Here is a 20,250-nt window from a genome sequence, read left to right as displayed (position 1 = left end):
CAAAACGAAGTATGGCAAAACAACATCAGGCGCCTGTTATATACAGATCGGGTTTCGATTTCTTACAAAAGCTGAAAAAGAACAATCATCGCGACTGGTTCAATGATAACAAAGGTACTTATCAAAAAGAACTGGAGCTGGTAGAACAATTTGCAGAAGCTTTGTTACGCGAGCTTCGTACGCACGATGAAATTGAAACGCTGTCGGGAAAAAAATGCCTGCACCGCATTTACCGCGACATTCGTTTCTCCAGCGATAAAACACCCTATAAAACAAACTGGAGCGGCAACTTCAAACGCGCAACCAAATACCGCCGCGGCGGTTACTATTTCCATCTCGAGCCCGGCAACAGTTATCTTGCCGGCGGATTCTGGGCCCCCAATGCGCAGGACATTAAACGCATCAGGGATGAAATTGCCTTTGACGCCGGCTCCCTGCGTAAAATATTAAAAAGTAAAACATTTGTATCCACCTTTGGCGTACTGCAGGGCGAACAATTGAAAACCGCACCCAAAGGTTTCGACGCCGGCCATGAAGCCATCGATCTGTTGCGTTATAAACAATTCCTGCTTATCAGGCGGTTTACCGATAAAGAAGTGTTAAGTGAAAGTTTCCTAAGGGAAGCCGCCACCACTTTCAGGAACATGCGCCCTTTCTTCGATTATATGAGCGAAGTGCTCACTACCGATCCCAATGGGCTGGAAGTTTGAAAATGCCACCCTGTTTTGCCTTAAAGCGGCAGTAAGAAACCCGGTAAAAAACTTACGAGCCGGATAAACAATAGCAAAAAGAATAACAGGGCTGCCATCTTACACTGTTGGCGGCTTTTTTATTGGCCAGGCTGGTAGTTCTGCTTCGTACCAACGTATTCACTTTTTATGTGTTGAGTGCTAAACATTTAAGCAGTATGTTACAGGACGGCTCATTATGGTTTTTCACTACCTTCAAAATCCCAAAAAATCAAATTGCCTGTCAATGAAAAAGGAATTAGTAATAGCTGGCTGCTTTGGCTTATTGTTTTTGCAGAGAGCTGCCGCCCAGGTAACCCTGCAACAACTACGTACCGAAAATTTAGTGAACCCTGTTGGCCTCGATGTTACCACACCCCGGTTTAGCTGGCAACTGGCGGGCAGCCGGCGCGGCATAGCCCAAACAGCCTTTGAAATAAAAGTATCGGCAGGTAACAATGCCGTTTGGAAAAGCGGAAAAGTTTCCGGCGACCAGTCGGTACAGGTGCCATACGCCGGTAAACCGCTTCAGTCGGCCACCAGATATCAATGGCAGGTACGGGTTTGGGACAATAACGGCCGCGCAACACCCTGGAGTGCACCGGCCTCTTTTCAAACCGCATTGCCACCAAACGAATGGAAAGCGCAATGGATAACGCCGGGTTTTACCGAAGATGCACAGAACCGTCCCGCCATACTTTTCAGGAAAGCATTTGGGGTGAACAAAAAAGTAAAAACAGCCACCGCTTATATTACCGCCCATGGTTTGTACGAGGCGCAGCTCAATGGCAAACGGGTAGGGGATGCCTACCTTACACCCGGGTGGACGAGCTATAAAAAACGCCTGCAGTACCAGGTATATGATGTAACGCCGATGCTCACCAACGGACAAAATGCAGTAGGCGTATCAGTTGGAAACGGCTGGTACCGTGGCTTCCTCGCCTGGAGTGGTAATAAAAACTCGTTTGGCAGCGATGCCGCCCTGCTGTTTCAACTGGCCATTACCTATACCGATGGCTCAACCGAAATGGTAGTATCGGACGATAGCTGGAAATCATCGACCGGCGCCATCCGCTATACTGAGATCTATCATGGCGAAACCATCGATCTGCGACAGGAAAAGACCGGCTGGGCCAATGCCGGTTATAATGACGCGGGCTGGAGCAATGTGAAACCGGAGAACTATTCAAAAGACGTGCTGATTGCCACCTATAACGAACCCATAAAAAAACACGAAACCTTCCAACCCGTTAAAGTGCTGAAAACACCCAACGGCGAAACCGTGCTCGACTTCGGGCAAAACCTCGTGGGCTGGGTAACCATTAAGGCAAAAGGAAAAAGCGGCGACAGTATTGTAATAAAACATGCCGAGGTGCTTGACAAATATGGCAATTTCTACACCGAGAACCTGCGTGCCGCCAAAACCACGGCCACGTATATTCTCGATGGAAATGAAACCGTGCTGGAACCGCATTTCACATTTTTTGGTTTCCGCTATATAAAAGTGGAAGGGTACCCGGAAGAAATAAAACCGGAAAACTTCACCGCTGTGGCACTGTATTCAGACATGCAACGCACGGGCGACTTCACCTGTTCGCACCCGTTACTCAACCAACTGCAGCATAATATTCAATGGGGACAACGCGGTAATTTCCTCGATGTGCCAACCGATTGTCCGCAACGCGATGAGCGCCTGGGCTGGACGGGCGACGCACAGGCATTCTCCCGCACGGCCGCCTTCAATTTCGGCGTGAATAATTTTTTCGACAAATGGATGCGCGATGTAGCCGCAGATCAACGCGCCGATGGCCTGGTTCCTCACGTAATACCCAATGTTTTACATGCCAATGACGGCGCATCCACCGGTTGGGCCGATGTAACCACCATTCTGCCCTGGAATATGTACCTGGCCTACGGCGATAAAAGAATTTTACAGAACCAGTATAAAAGCATGAAAGCATGGGTAGGTTATATGCAGGCCCAAAGCAAAAACGACCTGTGGCAAACAGGCTCTCATTTTGGCGACTGGCTTTTTTTCCGCCCTTTCGACGACAATGACGGCAGATCCGCCGTTACCGACAAATACCTCATTGCCCAGTGCTTTTACGCCAATTCGGTGCAAATTGTAATAAATACGGCCACCCTGCTGGGCCAGGCAGAAGATGTAACCACTTACCAAACCCTGCTCAACAAAGTAAAAGCGGCTTTTGTAAAAGAATACCTTACACCTAATGGCCGGCTGGTATCGGGTACCCAAACAGCTTATGTACTGGCCCTGAATTTCGATATGCTGCCCGAACAGTTACGCCAACAGGCGGCAGCGCGGCTGGCAGAAAATATCAGGTCGTACGGTAACCACCTTACAACCGGATTTTTAGGAACACCTTATTTATGCCATGTGCTAAGCCGCTTCGGCTATACCGATCTCGCTTATAAATTACTGTTACAGGAAAGTTATCCGTCGTGGTTATATCCTGTAAAAATGGGCGCCACCACTATCTGGGAACGCTGGGACGGACAAAAACCCGACAGCACTTTTCAAACGCCAACCATGAACTCCTTCAACCACTACGCTTATGGCGCTATTGGCGACTGGATGTACCGCGTAATGGCGGGGCTCGACACTTATGAAGACAAACCTGGTTACAAGCATATTAAGATTAAGCCGCATATCGGCGGCGGATTGACAAAAGCAAAAGCCAGCCTGCAAACCAATTATGGTACCGCCACCAGCGGCTGGGCGATCAATGGCAACGAACTGGTACTGGAAGTAGAGATACCGGCCAATACTACAGCCGATATCTATATCCCCGGCGCCAGCGCCGAAACCATCACCGAAAACGGGAAAGCGGTTTCCGCTCAAAAAGAATGGCAGGCAACTGCCACCGCTGATAAATACGTAGTAGTAAAAGCGGGATCAGGAAAATACCGGTTCGTTACTGCTATACCGGCAACACCGGCTACTGCAGCTGCCAAATAAATAACACAGATGCAACGAATTGCAACCCTGTCATGTCCCGGTTGAACCGGGCCTGCAGGGTTATTTTTTTTTAATGGCCACCCATCCATTTTACCCCGGTATTTCGTACCTGTGTTGGGCTTTTCCTTGCGAAAAAAGTACTTATTAGCAGGATATATATTAATTTACCGGTGATGAAACGACCCTGGAAATTTTCATTATGCATCTAAAGGCAATGAAAGTTTTTCCCCGGCTGGCCGGGGGGAAGTTCCATCTGGCTAAAACACAATGGATTTCTACAGATGACAGTGGCAAAAAGATATAGTATTAAAAAAGTGGTTTTGATGTTGGTGCTGATTGTGATAGCTACCCGTACCATTCATGCACAGGACCATATAATAACAATTAAAGTACTTGACAGTGTGCAGTTTCCGGTAGGAAATGCAACCGTAAGGATCAACCAGAAGGAAAAACTGGCCGATTCTACCGGTTTATTCTCTGCAACACTACCCAATGGCAAATACCGCATTACTGTAAGTGCGGTAGGTCATTATGCCGCTACCCGGCATATCACTATCAGCCAGGATACAACCATTCAGGTATTCCTGCGTTCCCGGGAAAGTTTGTTGCAGAATGTGGTTGTAACGGCCAACCGGAATGTTTTGCGCAATCAGATGAGCGTGCATAACCTCGATATGGCGCAGATCCGGAAGCTGCCGATGATCCTTGGCGAAGTAGACCCTATAAAAACGATCACGCTGTTACCGGGTATCAAAAATGGCGGCGAAGCAAGCGCGGGGATCTATGTACGCGGCGGCGGACCCGACCAGAACCTTGTTTTACTCGACGGGATCCCTGTTTACAATCCCAATCACCTGCTCGGCTTTTTCAGCGTATTCAATGGCGATGCCGTAAAAAATATTGAAGTAATAAAAGGCGGCATGCCCGCCGAATATGGCGGCCGATTAAGCAGTGTGATCTCCGTGAATACCCGCGACGGCAATAAAGACTCCATTAAATTTGGCGGCGGTATCGGGCTTATTTCTTCACGACTCTCGCTGGAAGGGCCATTGATCAAAAAAAGATCATCGTTTGTCATCAGCGCCCGCCGCACCTATATCGACCAGGTGGCCAAAGTATTTGCACCTGACAGTCTCGGCAACAACGGTTATTATTTTTATGACATAAACGCCAAAGCCGATTTTGCCATCGATGATAACAATACCCTTTATTTCACCTTTTATACGGGTAAAGACAATTTCACCTTTGCCGATGATGACAATGATGGTCCGGAGCGCGAGTTCAATGCCATTTGGGGCAATACCATCCTTGGCCTCACCTGGAAACAACAGGTGAATAAAAAATGGAAACACGAATTATCGCTTATACGCAATGATTTCAATCTGAACAGCCGCGTTACGTTTGGTACCAATGGCTTTCTATTTTCGTCGGGCCTCACCGATCACTCCATAAAAAACGACTGGGTATTTACACCCGCCAGTTGGATAAAATGGAAGGGCGGTTTACAATATACCTGGCATACCTTCCGGCCCGGCGCGGGTAATTCTACCGCAGGCGTACAGGAATTTCAATCGCAGATCCACGACCAGTATGCACGCGAAGCAGCCGGTTACATAAGCACAGACATAAACGTTACTACCAACCTCAACCTGATAGCCGGGCTGCGTTATAGTTATTTCAACCAGATCGGTCCAACCGAGCGCATAATATACGGAGCCGACGGATCGCCCACCGGGGAGGTAGAATACTATAAACGCGGGCAAAGCATAGCCCGTTACCAATATCCCGAACCGCGGGTAAACCTGTTATACAAACTGCCCGGCGCTGCCAGTATAAAACTCTCGTATACCCGAACAATTCAATACCTGCACCTGGCCACTACCAGTGCGGCTACCTTTCCCAGTGACCTCTGGGTGCCATCGAGCCGCGTAATACAACCAGGAAAAGCAGAACAGGTGGCGGCGGGTTATTTCAAAAGTTTGAACAATGGCAAATACGAAATAAGCGCCGAAGCCTATTATAAGACCATGGGCAATCAACTCGAATTCAAACCCGGCGCCCGGTTACTGCTGAACCAGAATATTGAAGGTGAAATGATCTTCGGCACCGGCAAAGCCTATGGCCTTGAACTGTTCTTTCAAAAGAAAACCGGCAGGCTCAATGGCTGGATCGGTTATACCCTGAGCAGGGCAGAACGAACATTTCGCGATATGAACGATGGCAGGGCATTTCCCTACCGGTACGATCGCACGCACGATGTGAGCGTAGTAGCTAATTACGATCTAGGTAAAAAATGGGAAGCCTCTGCCGTTTTTGTTTATGGAACCGGCAATGCGCTCACCATGCCAACCGGGAGATTTGTATATAACCTCGGTTATAACCCACTCGAACGTGAACCCATTTTTACCAATATCAATCAATACGACAAGATCAATGATTTCCGTATACCGGCCTATCACCGGATGGACATTGCATTTACGTATACGCCCAAACCCAAAAGTACCAAACGCTTCAAAAGCAACTGGGTGTTTAGTTTATACAATGTTTATAACCGGAAAAACCCGTATTTCATTTATATAGATGCCGATGAGGATGAACGTACAGTAAAGGGCAAGCAGGTATACCTGTTCCCCATACTGCCCGGCGTAACCTGGAACTTCAAATTTTAAGCGATGAGAACAGTGAACATCTACAGGCTTGTTATTATTACCGCGTTAACTGTTTCGTTCATGTCGTGCGAACGGGATTTCCCTATCGATCTCAAACAGAACGAACCACAAATGATCGTAGAAGCATACATCAACAACGAACTGCCATATTATAATTACGTAATACTCGGCCGCAGCCAGGGGTATTATGAAGAGGGTTTTGAAAATATTCCGGTCACCGGCGCCAACGTTACCATAACTGAAGGCACATTGGGCGCCAACAATACGTACATCTGGGATCAGGGAACCCGCAAACAACTGCGCGAAGGCCGGCTGCGGCAGTTCGGTAACGTGTTGCTGCCCGGCGTTTATTTCGACAATACGTTAGCCACCAATCCTAACAATGCATTAAAAGGCACACCGGGAAAACATTACCTGCTCGAAATTGAAGCGGAAGGCAAACGCTATTCGTCTATCACCTCCTTATTGATGCCCATAAGGCTCGACAGCCTTACCAGCGGCTTTCATTATATCGACGAAGATGATGACACAACGCAGTTGAAAGCCCGTTTAACAGTGCATTATAAAGACCCCGATACTATCGGTAATACGCAGTTGTATTACTGGCGCAACCAGGATACAGGCGAAAAATTCGGCTGGGGCGGTCTCAACAGCAACCGCTTTACACCCAATACCGATGAACTTACCAACGGACAGTACATGCACCTGACCCATGGGAATGGATTTGCCATAGAAGATTCAGTAGTATACTACATGGTCAACGTAGAACGGAAAGTGTATAATTTCTGGGATAGCTTCAATAAAGCAAGATCTAACGGCGGCCCATTCTCTACACCGGTTAAATTGCTGAACACAATCGAAGGAGAGAACGTGATCGGTTGTTTCAGCGGGTTTAGTATCAGTACGAAAACGATCATTATAAAATAATTGCTATATAGGGAGAGACGTCTTCCAACAGGCATTCAGATAATTTTAATTATTGGAATGCCTGTTGTCAGGCACGTGAAACGCGAGCCCTTGCCCATTGTCTATTGCCAGTTGACTCATGCCATCGAAACCTCATCTTATAACATTTCCCTGCCGTATGAACATCAGAAACCTCATCATTGCGATCATTGGTTTACCGCTTGCATTTTCCTGTTTGAATATGTATTTTCAGCCGTTCCAAAATTTCCACCTGTAAAAACCCAACCAAATGTCTCTTATAGATCCCGAATTGATCCAACGGTATTATCACAATTGTCTAAACAGGAATTGATCAACCTCACAAAGAACGAAGGAAATAAACTGACCGACGAAGCCATCGATTACCTGTTCGATGAATTTGGAAACCGGGGAATGGACACAGCCATTCTGAAGCATCTGGTTGAAAAAAAAGAGCAGATCAAAGCTGCGGCGCATATGGGTACCTCAAACTGGACTTATGCGCTTAATGCAAGAAAGTCAGGCAAAACCGATACGGAAATTATCGCGGAACTTACTGAGCCAGGCCGAAACATTTTTGAAGCCCGGCCCACTGCATCCGGCGTCAGGCATTCCATGTTCAAACCTGTGCCGGAACCGTGCGTACATTGTATCGAAACCGTGCACTTTATTGTGCATGTACCCAAATGGATAATTGATTTTCAGGCTGCTGGAACATTGGCACTGAATAAGTATAGTAAGGTAACCATGCAAATCGTTTTGCCACACCTGAAAACAGCTTATTATGGTTCGTAATTATGTAAAGACTGCGGTCCGTAGCCTGCTGCGCAACAAACGTTATCTCGCTATCAATATCGCCGGCCTGAGCACAGGTATTGCCGTTTGCCTGATCATTTTCCTGGTGATCCATTACGAAAAAAGCTTCGATAATTTCCATTCGAAGAAAGACCGGATCTATCGCGTGCTCACCAAAGGATCGGCAACCGATTCCACAAGTGCGGTGCCGTTTCCATTACCTGCAGCACTGAAAAATGATTTCCCCCAATTTGAAGACGTGTGTGGTATTTTTTCAGTGACTGATGCACAGGTATTGGTGATGGATGCCAATGGTAACCCGGTAAAAAAGTTCAAAGAGAAAGGGAATGCATTTTTTACGGAACCGGCTTTCTTTCGCATTTTCGATTTTCCCTGGCTGGCCGGCGATCCTGCCGGTTCCATGAAAGACCCTAATTCTGTAGTGTTAACAAAAGCTACTGCTACTAAATATTTCGGCAACTGGGAAAAAGCCGTGGGACAAACCATAAGAATAGGCCCCCGGCTGCTGTTGAAGGTCACGGGTGTACTGGCCGACCTCCCGGTGAATACCGATTTTCAAATGTGCATGATAGTTCCCTATGAACAGGGAGGCTTTTCGAAATCAACCGACTGGATAACCATCGACAGCAATCACGGGTGTTATGTGTTATTGAAGAAAGGCGCCACAGCCGCTGCCTACTCGCAGCCGCTTATCAGTTTCTCACAGAAATACCGTAAACCCGATAATAAGAATGTACAGGTGATGCAATCATTGCAACAGGTACATTTCGATGAAAAAGCGGGTAATTTTTTGCGAAAGACCATCAGCCCTTCACGCATTCAAACGTTATGGCTTATTGCAGGGTTTATTCTGCTGATCGCCTGTGTTAATTTCATTAATCTTTCTACCGCACAGGCGGTGAACAGATCGAGAGAAGTAGGTGTGCGGAAGGTATTGGGCAGCAGCAGGCTTCAGTTGAAAAAACAATTCCTGACCGAAACCTTTCTTTTGACTGCCTGCTCTGTAGCATTATCCTGGGTGATCGCCATCTCGCTCATTACCTTTATCAATACGCTGCTCGACCTGCGCATGTCATCATCATTGTTGTGGCAACCGGCAGTGGTGCTGTTTACGATAGCCATCACCGTGCTGGTAACGTTGCTGGCGGGTTTATATCCTTCGTTTGTGCTCTCGGCCTACAACCCGGTTACCGCACTAAAAACAAAACTTACAACGGTAAGCGGAAAACATATAAACCTTCGGCGTTCATTGGTGGTTGCGCAATTTGTAATAGCACAGGCGCTCATTATAGGCACACTACTGATGATGAAACAAATGCGTTTCTTCAATACCAGCGCTATGGGTTTTAATAAAGAAGCGTTGGTAAATGTGCCGTTCCAGAACGACAGTGCAGGCTTAAGCAAGATCGATTACATCCGCAACCGGTTACAACAATCAGGCGGCATCACTAAAGTGAGCTTCAATTCGCAGTCACCTTCCGACGTCGATAACTGGTGGAGCGGTTTCAAATTCGATCATCGTGAAAAAGATGTCGATTTTGCAGCCATCATCAAGTTCGCCGATGCCGAATATGTTCCTGCCTACGAATTGCCCCTGGTGGCCGGGAGGAATTTTACCACCACCGACTCCATAAGAGAATTCCTGGTGAATGAAAGCCTGGTAAAGAAACTGGGCTATGCCGATCCCCATGCTGTCATTAATAAAGAAATAGACCTGTGGAATGGCAGGATCAAAGGATCGATCGCAGGCGTGATCAAGGACTTCAATGCTTCGTCGTTCAAAGATCCCATTTCGGCCGTTTTAATCAGTAACCTGAAAAAAAGGTATAATACCGCAAGTATCCGTATAGCCGGCAATGATATGCGTTCAGAAATAAAAAACATCGAGAAAATATGGAGCGCAGCATTCCCTGATTTTGTGTTTGAATACGAATTCATGGATGATAAAGTCGCCGGTTTTTATAAACAGGAGAACATGCTGTATAACCTGTATACCTGTTTTGCTGCCATTGCTATATTCCTGAGTTGTTTGGGTTTGTATGGACTGGCCTCTTTCATGGCCGTGCAAAGGTTAAAAGAAGTTGGAATAAGAAAGGTGCTGGGGGCTAGTATTCAAAACATTATCTACCTTTTCTCCCGTGAATTCATCGTATTGATAAGTGTTGCCTTTATCATTGCATGCCCTATAACCTGGTACTTTATGCACGACTGGTTACAGCAATATACCTATAGAACAAACCTCAGCTGGTGGGTATTTGCCGGGGCCGGTATGCTGGCCATGCTGATCGCTCTGGCGACGGTTGGATTTAAGGCATTGAAGGCGGCGCAAAGCAATCCGGTCAACAATCTGAGAACGGAATAAACCGCACAGTAGCGCGCAAATATTCCGGTCATTCGCCTAAGCTGCTTTAAGACATTTATAAGGTCGCCTCAACGGGGCGGCCTTTTCTTTTCATTTAAAATAGAAACTCCAGGCAAAAGATACATTGGTCAAAATAATTATTCAACGTATTGTTTTTTTATTATTTTTAGACACTGATTTGTTAAAACGTATTGCAGACCATTATTCTCCATAACGAAAACTTACTGGTTAAGGAAATGCAGCAGGGTAGTGAAGAAGCTTTCACCACCCTGTATAATCATTATGCTCCGCGCCTGTATGTAAATATCTTCCGCATGGTAAAAGATGAGCAGCAGGCCGGCGAGCTCGTTCAGGAATTATTTACCCGCATCTGGCAAAAACGCTCCAATAAAGGGATCGGCGAGAACTTTGAAGGGTATGTTTACCGCATAGCCCAAAACCTCGTGTACGACTTCTTCAGGAAACTGAAACGCGACCATCAGCTGCTTGAAAAGTTCAGGGCCCTGGCCGAAGAAAATTACGAATACATAGAGGAAGGCCTGCAGTACAAACAACATTCTCACTTTCTGCATAAAGCCATTGAACAGCTTCCCCCGCAACAAAAAAAGGTGTATGAGCTGATAAAAGAAAACGGCTGCACCTATAAAAAGGCCGCCGAGATCATGGGCATTTCCCCGCTCACCGTAAAGGAATACGTGGTAGCCGTCAATAAATCGATCCGCAATTATATACTTACCCATACCGATGCCGCCATCCTGGTGGCGATTCTTCTTTCTTCTTCATTAACTGATACTGTGGGGTAGGCCGGCTATTAATTAGTATGCCCGCCTTTTAAGCCTCCCGGAATTAAGAACTAAAAACTTTTTAATCCCATCCCCCCATCTTCCTCCCCGCGCCGTTCCTGTTTTATACAACATTAACCGCGTGAATAACCAGAACTATAACGACCTTTTCGAACGCCTGCTTCAGGGCAAATTGTCGCCCGAAGAAACCGATCAGCTACTTGAATGGTTGAACCGGGAAGACAATGCCGGCGAAGCGGCCGGTATCATTTCAGCTCATTTATCAACCCCGGTGCTGGAAAGCGCCATTACACCAGCGATCCGTAATTCCCTGCAGGGCCGCCTTCCATCGATCTTAAACGCCGGAAAGCGAAATAAACGCAGTTCAGTAAGCCTGTTCCTTCAACCCTGGTTCAAATACGCGGCAGCAGCCGTTTTAATAATTACAGTTGGGTTTTTCCTTTTGTCACCACGGCAAAAAAAGGCGGCGCCAACCGCTTCAGTGGTAACGCCTAAACCAACGTCCGACGACATCGCCCCGGGCAGCCAGGGCGCTATCTTAACACTCGCCGACGGCCGGCAGGTAGTGCTCGACAGCCTCGGCAATGGTACTATTACTGTGCAAACCGGCGCTGAAGTGCGGCTGAAAGACGGACAGCTGGTTTATGCGCCTGTGGCTTCAGCCGGGCAACAACTGGCCTACAATTCAATCAGTACGCCCAAAGGCCGCCAGTTCCAGTTAGTGCTGCCCGATAAAACCAAAGTATGGCTGAATGCCGCCTCTTCATTAAAATACCCAACTCATTTCAGCGGCAATGAAAGAAGGGTAGAGGTGTGGGGCGAAGCCTATTTCGAAGTTGCCAAAGACGCCCAAAAGCCATTTATTGTTACTATTCCCCCCCAACCGGGAGGGGTACGGGGGGCCTCAGTAAAAGTGTTGGGCACACACTTCAACATCAATGCATATTCCAATGAACCTGCCATAAAAACAACGTTGCTGGAAGGGTCGGTGGTTGTGAAAACGGCAAACGGTGCTGCTTCAAAGCGGGATGAAACGGCAAAGGATAATGAATTGTCAGCAGTTTTGAAACCTGGTCAGCAGGCTATAATTGCCGGCCATTCGCCACTCACCACTCATTCTCCATTGACCATTCACCATTCACCCAACATCGAAAAAGTGATCGCCTGGAAGAACGGCGTGTTCAATTTTGAAGAAGCTACCCTGCAGGAAGTAATGCATCAGTTAGAACGCTGGTACGATATAGAAGTGGAATATGAAACCGGTATTCCCAAACTCGAATTCGTAGGCAAAATGGGACGTGATCTGTCTCTCAATAATGTATTGCGCGGGCTCGAGCTCAGCAAAGTGCATTTCAGGCTGGAAGGAAGAAAACTGATCGTGTTGCATTAATAAAAATAAAAAGGCCGTCCCGGACTGGCATCCGAAGGCGGCCGTCCCGACTTGTCGGGAAGGTTCAATTATAAACGTTCGTTCGATTCAAACATTTCAAACTAAACCGATGTGAATTTATGCAAAAAATTGCTCATTGTGACCGGAGGGTTGCCACTGTGCTCCTTCCCGCTGAAAGGCATGTGCATTCAGCAGGAAAGCCACGGCAACGGCTTCGGGTGCTCACCAAAACGCTGTTAGTTATGAAACTGACGATTATTTTTCTTGCCCTGAGCATTCTTGGCGCACAGGCGGAAACATTTTCACAAACAATTACTTTCACAGGTAAAAATGTATCGATTGTTCAGGTATTCAATGCCGTTGAAAAACAAACCGGCTACACCATTTTTGCCAACAAAGAATTGCTGAAGGGCGCCAAACCCGTAACTGCATCCGCCGTTGAAATGCCGCTGGTACAGTTCCTCGATCTCATCTTCAATAAACAACCGCTGGGATATGAGATCAGCAGTAAAACCATTTTCATAAAAGATAAAACGCCGCTGCCTGCAAAGCAGTCCGTTGTGGAAACGGTTGTTGAGGAAATTCCGCCAATAACCATTACCGGCATCGTTCGCTCTGCCAATGGTACCCCGCTTGAAGGCGCCTCCGTTTCCGTTAAAGGTTCCGGCTCGTCTTCAATCACCGATGCATCGGGCAGGTATTCCATTCGGGCCGAAGGAACGGAAACGCTTTTGTTCAGCTTCGTTGGTTTTGTAAGCCAGGAAGTGGCTATCAAAAACCGGACTAATATCGATGTATCGCTTGTAGAAGCCGATACCCAAATGAACGAAGTAGTGGTTACCGCGCTTGGCATTACCCGCAAATCAAAATCACTTACCTATAATGTACAGGAAGTAAAAGGCGACGAAGTGAACCGCGTGAAAGACGCCAACTTCGTTAATTCCCTTGCAGGGAAAGTAGCCGGCGCTACCATCAATGGTTCTTCTGCCGGTGCGGGCAGTTCTTCCCGCGTGGTATTGCGTGGTACGAAATCTATCTACAATAACAACAATGCCCTCTATGTGATCGATGGGGTACCTATGCAGAATAATATTCGTGGTCAGGCGGAAGATATTTTCTCCGGGGCCGGACAAACGGGCGATTTTGTTTCAAACATCAACCCCGAAGACATTGAAAGCATCAGCGTACTGAGCGGTCCATCCGCGGCAGCCCTGTACGGCAGTACCGCCGCCAATGGGGTCATCATCATCAACACAAAAAAAGGTTCGAAGAACAAAGCAGAAATAACCGCCTCCAACTCCACCATGTTCAATAACCCGTTACTGATGCCGGAATTCCAGAACAGGTACGGCCAGTCGGAACCCGGCAGTTATTACAGTTGGGGAGAAAAACTGCAAACGCCTTCCTCATACAAACCCAAAGATTTCTTTCAAACCGGAACGAATGTCACCAACGCGGTAACTTTTTCAACCGGCAGCGAAAGAAGCCAGACCTATGTTTCATTAGGACATGTGGATGCCCGTGGCATCATTCCCAATAACAAATTCAGCCGTTACAACTTTACAGGCCGTAACACGTCAACCTTTCTCGATGGTAAAATGACGCTCGACCTGAGCTTTATGGGCGGCCTGGTGAATGAACAGAACATGATCTCACAGGGGCAGTATTTCAACCCGCTGGTAGCTGTTTATCTTTTTCCACCGGGTGAAGACTTCAACAAGGTAAAAGCATTTGAGCGCTATAATCCTTCCCGCAACCTGATGACGCAGTTCTGGCCATTTGGCGATAATGGTTTAATGATGCAGAACCCTTACTGGGTTACCCAGCGCGATCTGTTCCCGAACAGGAAAGACCGCTACCTCACCAACGCATCGCTGAAATACCAGATAAAAGACTGGGTCAATATAGCCGGCCGGGTGAAACTCGACCGGAACAATGAGAAAGCCGAAAGAAAATACAGCGCTTCCACCAACCAGCTGTTTGCCTCGGAGAAAGGTTATTATTCGCTGAATACGCTCGATAACCAGCAGATCTATGCCGATGTACTGGTGAACGTGAATAAACAGCTCAATGCCGACTATACGCTCACGGGCGTTGCCGGTGCATCTATAGAAGACATCAGGCAGAATCAATACCTGTTTGGCGGAAGACTGCAAGGGGTTGCCAACCTGTACACTTATACAAACATAAACCCTATCGGTGCAGATATTCAGCAAACAGGGATCCGCAGGCAGAAACAGGCCGTGTTTGCCAGTGCGCAACTGGCCTACCGCAATGGCGTGTTTTTCGATATTACCGCCCGTAACGATTGGGCATCGTCGCTTGCATTGACAAAAAGCCAGTCGTTCTTTTATTACTCGGCAGGCCTTTCAGGCGTGCTTACCGACTTACTGCCGATAAAATCAGATATTCTTTCTTATCTGAAATTACGCGGTTCGTATTCCGAAGTAGGAAATGAACCCGCGCCTTTTCTCTCTATTCCAACATACCCGCTGGCAAACGGTTTACCCGTTACACTCACCAGCATGCCTAATTATGATCTGCAGCCTGAGTTAACGAAATCTGCAGAACTGGGTGTGAATGCTTCATTTTTAAAAGGCGCATTGAGTATCGACGCAACGATCTATCACTCGCGTACCTATAATCAGCCATTCAAACCAACATTGTCTCCTGCATCGGGTTTCCTTTCTATATACATCAATGGAGGCCGCGTAGACAATAAAGGGGTAGAGGCTACCGCACGTTACACCCGCAAGTTCGGGGAACTGAGTGTAAGTTCTTTTGCCACATACGCATTGAACAGGAATAAGATCGTTGAAATGCTGCCGGCAATGGAAGACCCGGGCACAAAAGAGATCATAACCCTCGATGAATTGAATATGGCGGGAACAGGAAGCTACCGCATCACGTTGAAAAAAGGCGGCACAATGGGCGACATTTATGTGAATACGCTGCGGGTTGATGAGCACGGCGCCATTTACGTGGATCCCGCTTCACAAACCGTAGCGGCCGACCCCAACAGGTTTATTTACGCAGGAAGCAGTATGCCCAAATACAATCTTAGCTGGGGAAACAACCTCAACTGGAAGGGGATAGGCCTGAGCTTTCTCTTTACGGCCCGGGTAGGCGGTATCGTAGTGTCGAATACCCAGGCCATGCTCGACGCATTTGGCGTTTCAGAAGCTTCTGCCAAAGCCAGGGACAATGGAGGCGCAATCGTGAACGGCCGCCCCATCCCGGCCAAAGAATATTACCAGGTAGTGGGCGCTGGCGCTTCCGGCGGTATTGCCTCTATGTACACTTACAGCGCTACCAACGTTCGGCTGGCCGAAGCAACGCTTGGTTACGACCTTCCTGTAAAGAAATGGAACAAGGTGGTGAAAAAAATGAACGTTTCACTGATAGGCCGTAACCTGTTCCTGTTGTATAGCAGGGCGCCGTTCGATCCCGAGCTCACCGCCAATACGGGTACCTATTTCCAGGGTATCGATTACTTCATGGCGCCCAGCCAGCGATCATTCGGTTTTTCTGTAAAACTCAATTTCTGATCACCCACGACTTTCGAATATTATGATAACAGGTAAAATAAATTTTTGGCAAAGCTTTATACCGGCAGGTATGCTGCTGCTGGTTGCCGGTACCGCCTGTACCCGCAACTTCGAAGAGCTGAATACCAACCAGCATGAGGCCACTGAGGAAATGATGGCAACCGATAACCTGAAAACCGGCGCCTTCTTTTCCCAAATGCAACGCAACGTGGTGCTGTTCAAAGACGGGATCAATTTATCGAGCGATTACCAGGTAGCACAGGGGTTAACAAGCGATGTGTATTCCGGTTATGTGGCGCCTACAGGCACCTGGTATGGCGGCGTTCATAACGGTTCGTATTATCTTATTTCAAACTGGATCGAAAGAACATTTACTTCCGGTTTTGTTTCTGTAATGCCGGCATGGCGGTCGATCAATACCATTGCCAGCGAGCAGAACCTGCCCGAAATAGCGGCGCTGGCCACCGTAGTAAAAGTGCAGGGAATGCACCGCGTGGCCGATGCTTATGGTCCCATTCCCTATGTGAACTTTAGCGGCTCGCTGAAAAACAATTACGATCCTTTACAAAATGTATACACCCGTTTTTTCGAAGAGCTGGATGGAGCAATCGATGTGCTCACCAAATTTGCGCAGGGCAACCCTTCCAGTGTTCTTATGCGCGATTACGATTACATTTATGGCGGTAACGTAACAAAATGGATAAAATTCGCCAATACGCTCCGGCTGCGATTAGCTATGCGCGTGGTATATGCCAATGCCTCACTGGCAAAAACAGAAGCCGAGAAATCGATCGCCAATCCCTTTGGCGTTATTTCGAATGCCGATGAGCGGGCCGCTATTCAGCGCTCGAATACCCTGGCATACATGCATCCTTTGTATGAGATCGCCTATAACTTCAATGCCGGTGAAGTCCGCATGAGCGCATCCATGGACGCATATATGAACGGCTATGCAGATCCCCGCCGGGCCGCTTATTTTACAAAAGCCGGTGATGGTAATTATCATGGCGTTCGCCAGGGTATTGTTACAACCACCTGGACGCCCTATAGCGGACCGGCCATTTCAAACCTGAATGTCAACAGCGGCTCAACGCCCATCGTTTGGATCACGGCTGCAGAATCTTATTTCCTGCGTGCAGAAGGCGCTTTACGCGGCTGGAATATGGGCGGAACCGCACAGGACCTCTATAACCAGGGCATTGCCGTTTCATTTAAGGAAAACGGACTGGCTGATGATGCTGCGGTTTATGCAGCCAACAATACCGCCATGCCCATTGCCTTTACCGACAATAGCGGACAAAGCGGTAATAATGCGCCTGCCCCCAGCGCCATTACCATTGCCTGGAATGCAGCCGACAATTTCGAGGCCAACCTCGAAAGGATCATTACCCAGAAATGGCTGGCGCTTTATCCCGATGGCCCCGAAGGCTGGGCCGAATTCCGCCGTACCGGTTATCCCAAGCTGTTACCCGTGGTGAACAATAACAGCAACGGCACTATCAACACTGCTGTTCACATCCGCCGCATCCCGTATCCGCAATCTGAATACACCAATAACAAGGCAGGTGTGCAATCGGGCCTCAGTGCATTGGGCGGCCCCGACGGCGGTGGCGTAAAACTCTGGTGGGATAAAAAATAATAACCTGAAATGATTTTATTATGAATAATAAAACAAAACTGATTCCGCTATTTACTTTTTGCGCATGGCTGCTTACCTTGGCAGGATGCGTGAAGGAAGAAGCGCTGGAACTGCAGAAACCCTTTACTTACGACGAACAGTATTACGAAAACCTGCGGGCATATAAAAGATCCGACCACACGGTTTGTTTTGGCTGGTATGCGGCCTATGCGCCCATTGCCGGTTCAACCGGTTATAAAGATCCCGCATCATGGGGCGAAAGGATCATCGGCCTGCCCGACAGTATGGATATCATTTCGCTGTGGATGGGCATACCCAGCAATGATTCCACCTCAAAATCATATGCGCCTGTTGCCTATGCCGACTGGAAATATGTAAGAGAGAAAAAAGGCACCCGCTTTGTGGCGCCTACCATCACCCGGTTCAATACCAAAATAACATTGAAAGATGGTACCGTGTTCGACCTCACATCGGCCGCCAACAGGAACGACCAGGGGATTGCCACCTACGGGCAATACCTTGTTGACCAGGTGCTCGACAATGACCTCGATGGGTTGGACATAGACTGGGAACCCGAAGCCGGGGAGTGGCTGAACAATCCGAATACCAACTTCATAAAGTTGGTACAATACGTTGGACAGTTCTTTGGCCCCAAAGGCAAATACCCCGATAAATTGTTCATCATCGACTTCTATTCAGTGGCGCCGCCGGCCGCTACCGGTGAGTATGCGAACTACTTCATTCGCCAGGCTTACTCGCAAAACACCGGTGGTATTCAAACTGCAACTAACCTCCAGAACTATTACAATGCGGTACAGGCAGCCGTTCCACCTGGCAAGTTTATCGTAACCGAAAACTTTGGCGACTTTTCAGAGAATGGCGGTACACCTTTTACCGAAGCCAATGGCAACCTGAACACAACCGACGGAACAAGAATGTATTCCCTTGAAGGAATGGCTCGCTGGAACCCCACACAGGGTAAAAAAGGCGGTTTTGGCGCTTTTTACTTCGACCGGGACTATTATTCGAAGACCGGGGTGCCATATTATAATGTAAGGCGTTGTATCCAGATCGCTAATCCGGCAGCTAAGTAATGCCAACAAAACTTAACTATCATGACTAAAAATATCAGAACATACCTGGCCCTGGTGTTCGCCCTGTATGCGCTAAGCTGCAAGAAAGCTGAGTTTGGCGACGGCGTAGTGCTGATCACCGGCACCGAGGTAACTCCCATTGTTAAATTTGCCGTGGAGAATACGCCCTCGGAATACAACGTTACCGCAACCACCACCTTCCGTGCAACGGAAGATATGCAGGTGAGTTTTGCACTGGATACCGCAGCGGTGGCAGGCTATAACAAAGAGCATAACACCATTTATTTTGCGGTTCCTACCGCCGCTATAGATGTAACCAATCTCGAAACGGTTATTAAAGCCGGTTCTTCCACCTCAACACCGGTGAGCGTAAAAGTAATATCTACCTCCCCGTTAGTGGATGGCCGTTCTTACCTGATACCCCTGAAAATTAAAAGCGTAAACGGGGGCGGAATGAATGTGCTGGAATCGGGCCGCACCATCTTCCTGCGCATAGCCAGGATCATCAACTTCCCGGCATTGTCGATGAACAATGCACAGGGCGCTACAACCGGTACGCCGGGCACACGCGGCCGTTTCAATGCTACTTACCTTTTTAACCCGGGCGATGCAGTCAGCCTTCCCAACTTTACGTTTGAAATAAAAAACCTGGTGTATAGTTTCAGAGGCGGCGACGGCAACTCGAATCCCCAGCCAATTCAAACGCTGATGTCGTGGAGCGACCAGTCTGAGGCAACTTCTATCGGTTTGCGTTACGGCGAATTGGGTAACCCTAATAACTCGCTGCAGTTGATAGGTGCATTAGGCAGTGCGTTTGCTTATAACTTCAATGCCAACCAGTGGTACACGATCTCACTGGCATATGACGGCGCCAAACTGATCATGTATGTAGATGGTAACAAGGTAGCTGAGAAAACCGGCTCCACCGTAATGCAGTTCTCACGATTGACATTCGGACAAATGTGGGGCGGGTATGATACAAGACAGTATTTCAACGGGCGTATTGCAGAATGCCGGGTATGGAGCCGCGCACTTACAGCCAGTGAAATAAAACTGAACCTTTGCGGTGCAGACCCCAACGCCGATGGACTGCTGGCTTACTGGAAACTGAACGAAGGGGCAGGCCATATCTTCTACAACTCATCTACGGCTGGTGCCAAATATGATATGGACTGGTCGAAAGTCTGGTGGGACCAGGCCGGTTCCGGTACTTTATTGCAGGCCGACAAATCGTCGTACGTTACCTGGACAAACGATGCGCTGAACAAGTGCAGTCAATAACCGATAACCCCAATCA

Annotated in this window: 12 protein-coding genes; all 12 read left to right on the top strand. The window is 47.9% G+C overall.

Features of this window, described 5'->3' with window-relative positions; translation table 11 throughout:
- Positions 1-11 precede the first annotated feature (11 nt).
- The 12 genes from A4R26_RS21795 to A4R26_RS21740 all read left to right on the top strand — a co-directional run bounded on the left by A4R26_RS21795 (position 12) and on the right by A4R26_RS21740 (position 20,234).
- A complete protein-coding gene (locus tag A4R26_RS21795; protein ID WP_081168472.1) occupies positions 12-710 on the top strand; it encodes a DUF2461 domain-containing protein in 699 nt (232 codons plus the stop codon).
- Positions 711-975: 265 nt separating this feature from the next.
- Positions 976-3,708, top strand: coding sequence for an alpha-L-rhamnosidase (locus tag A4R26_RS21790; protein WP_081168470.1), 2,733 nt, complete (start codon positions 976-978; stop codon positions 3,706-3,708).
- Between the two features lie 323 nt (positions 3,709-4,031).
- Complete coding sequence (locus tag A4R26_RS21785) at positions 4,032-6,377, top strand: TonB-dependent receptor (protein WP_165760371.1); 2,346 nt, start codon at positions 4,032-4,034, stop codon at positions 6,375-6,377.
- 3 nt (positions 6,378-6,380) lie between these two features.
- Positions 6,381-7,304, top strand: coding sequence for a DUF4249 family protein (locus tag A4R26_RS21780; protein WP_081168465.1), 924 nt, complete (start codon positions 6,381-6,383; stop codon positions 7,302-7,304).
- A gap of 411 nt (positions 7,305-7,715) precedes the next feature.
- Positions 7,716-8,096, top strand: coding sequence for a hypothetical protein (locus A4R26_RS34655; RefSeq protein WP_133054752.1), 381 nt, complete (start codon positions 7,716-7,718; stop codon positions 8,094-8,096).
- Positions 8,086-10,479 carry an ABC transporter permease gene (locus A4R26_RS21770; protein WP_081168462.1) on the top strand — a complete coding sequence of 798 codons (2,394 nt, stop codon included), beginning with the start codon at positions 8,086-8,088 and terminating at the stop codon, positions 10,477-10,479. The genes A4R26_RS34655 and A4R26_RS21770 overlap by 11 nt, the downstream gene beginning before the upstream one ends.
- 236 nt (positions 10,480-10,715) lie before the next feature.
- The gene (locus A4R26_RS21765) at positions 10,716-11,282 is read left to right on the top strand and encodes an RNA polymerase sigma factor (protein WP_165760370.1); all 567 of its coding nucleotides are present in this window, start codon (positions 10,716-10,718) and stop codon (positions 11,280-11,282) included.
- A 121-nt stretch (positions 11,283-11,403) separates the two neighbouring features.
- On the top strand, positions 11,404-12,672 hold the full coding sequence (locus A4R26_RS21760; RefSeq protein ID WP_081168457.1) for a FecR family protein: 1,269 nt from the start codon (positions 11,404-11,406) through the stop codon (positions 12,670-12,672).
- A gap of 242 nt (positions 12,673-12,914) precedes the next feature.
- Positions 12,915-16,220, top strand: coding sequence for a SusC/RagA family TonB-linked outer membrane protein (locus tag A4R26_RS21755; protein ID WP_081168904.1), 3,306 nt, complete (start codon positions 12,915-12,917; stop codon positions 16,218-16,220).
- 70 nt (positions 16,221-16,290) lie between these two features.
- Positions 16,291-17,859 (top strand): RagB/SusD family nutrient uptake outer membrane protein, encoded by a 1,569-nt coding sequence (locus A4R26_RS21750; RefSeq protein WP_165760369.1) that lies wholly within the window; start codon positions 16,291-16,293, stop codon positions 17,857-17,859.
- Between the two features lie 20 nt (positions 17,860-17,879).
- A complete protein-coding gene (locus tag A4R26_RS21745) occupies positions 17,880-18,953 on the top strand; it encodes a glycoside hydrolase family 18 (protein ID WP_081168453.1) in 1,074 nt (357 codons plus the stop codon).
- Positions 18,954-18,974: 21 nt separating this feature from the next.
- A complete protein-coding gene (locus A4R26_RS21740; RefSeq protein WP_081168451.1) occupies positions 18,975-20,234 on the top strand; it encodes a DUF1735 and LamG domain-containing protein in 1,260 nt (419 codons plus the stop codon).
- The last annotated feature ends 16 nt before the right edge of the window (positions 20,235-20,250 follow it).

Source organism: Niastella populi (assembly GCF_002078015.1).
In the GTDB taxonomy this organism is placed as follows: Bacteria; Bacteroidota; Bacteroidia; order Chitinophagales; family Chitinophagaceae; genus Niastella; species Niastella populi.
Note: the sequence above shows the minus strand (reverse complement) of the source record. Positions and strands in the feature narration are given on the sequence as shown.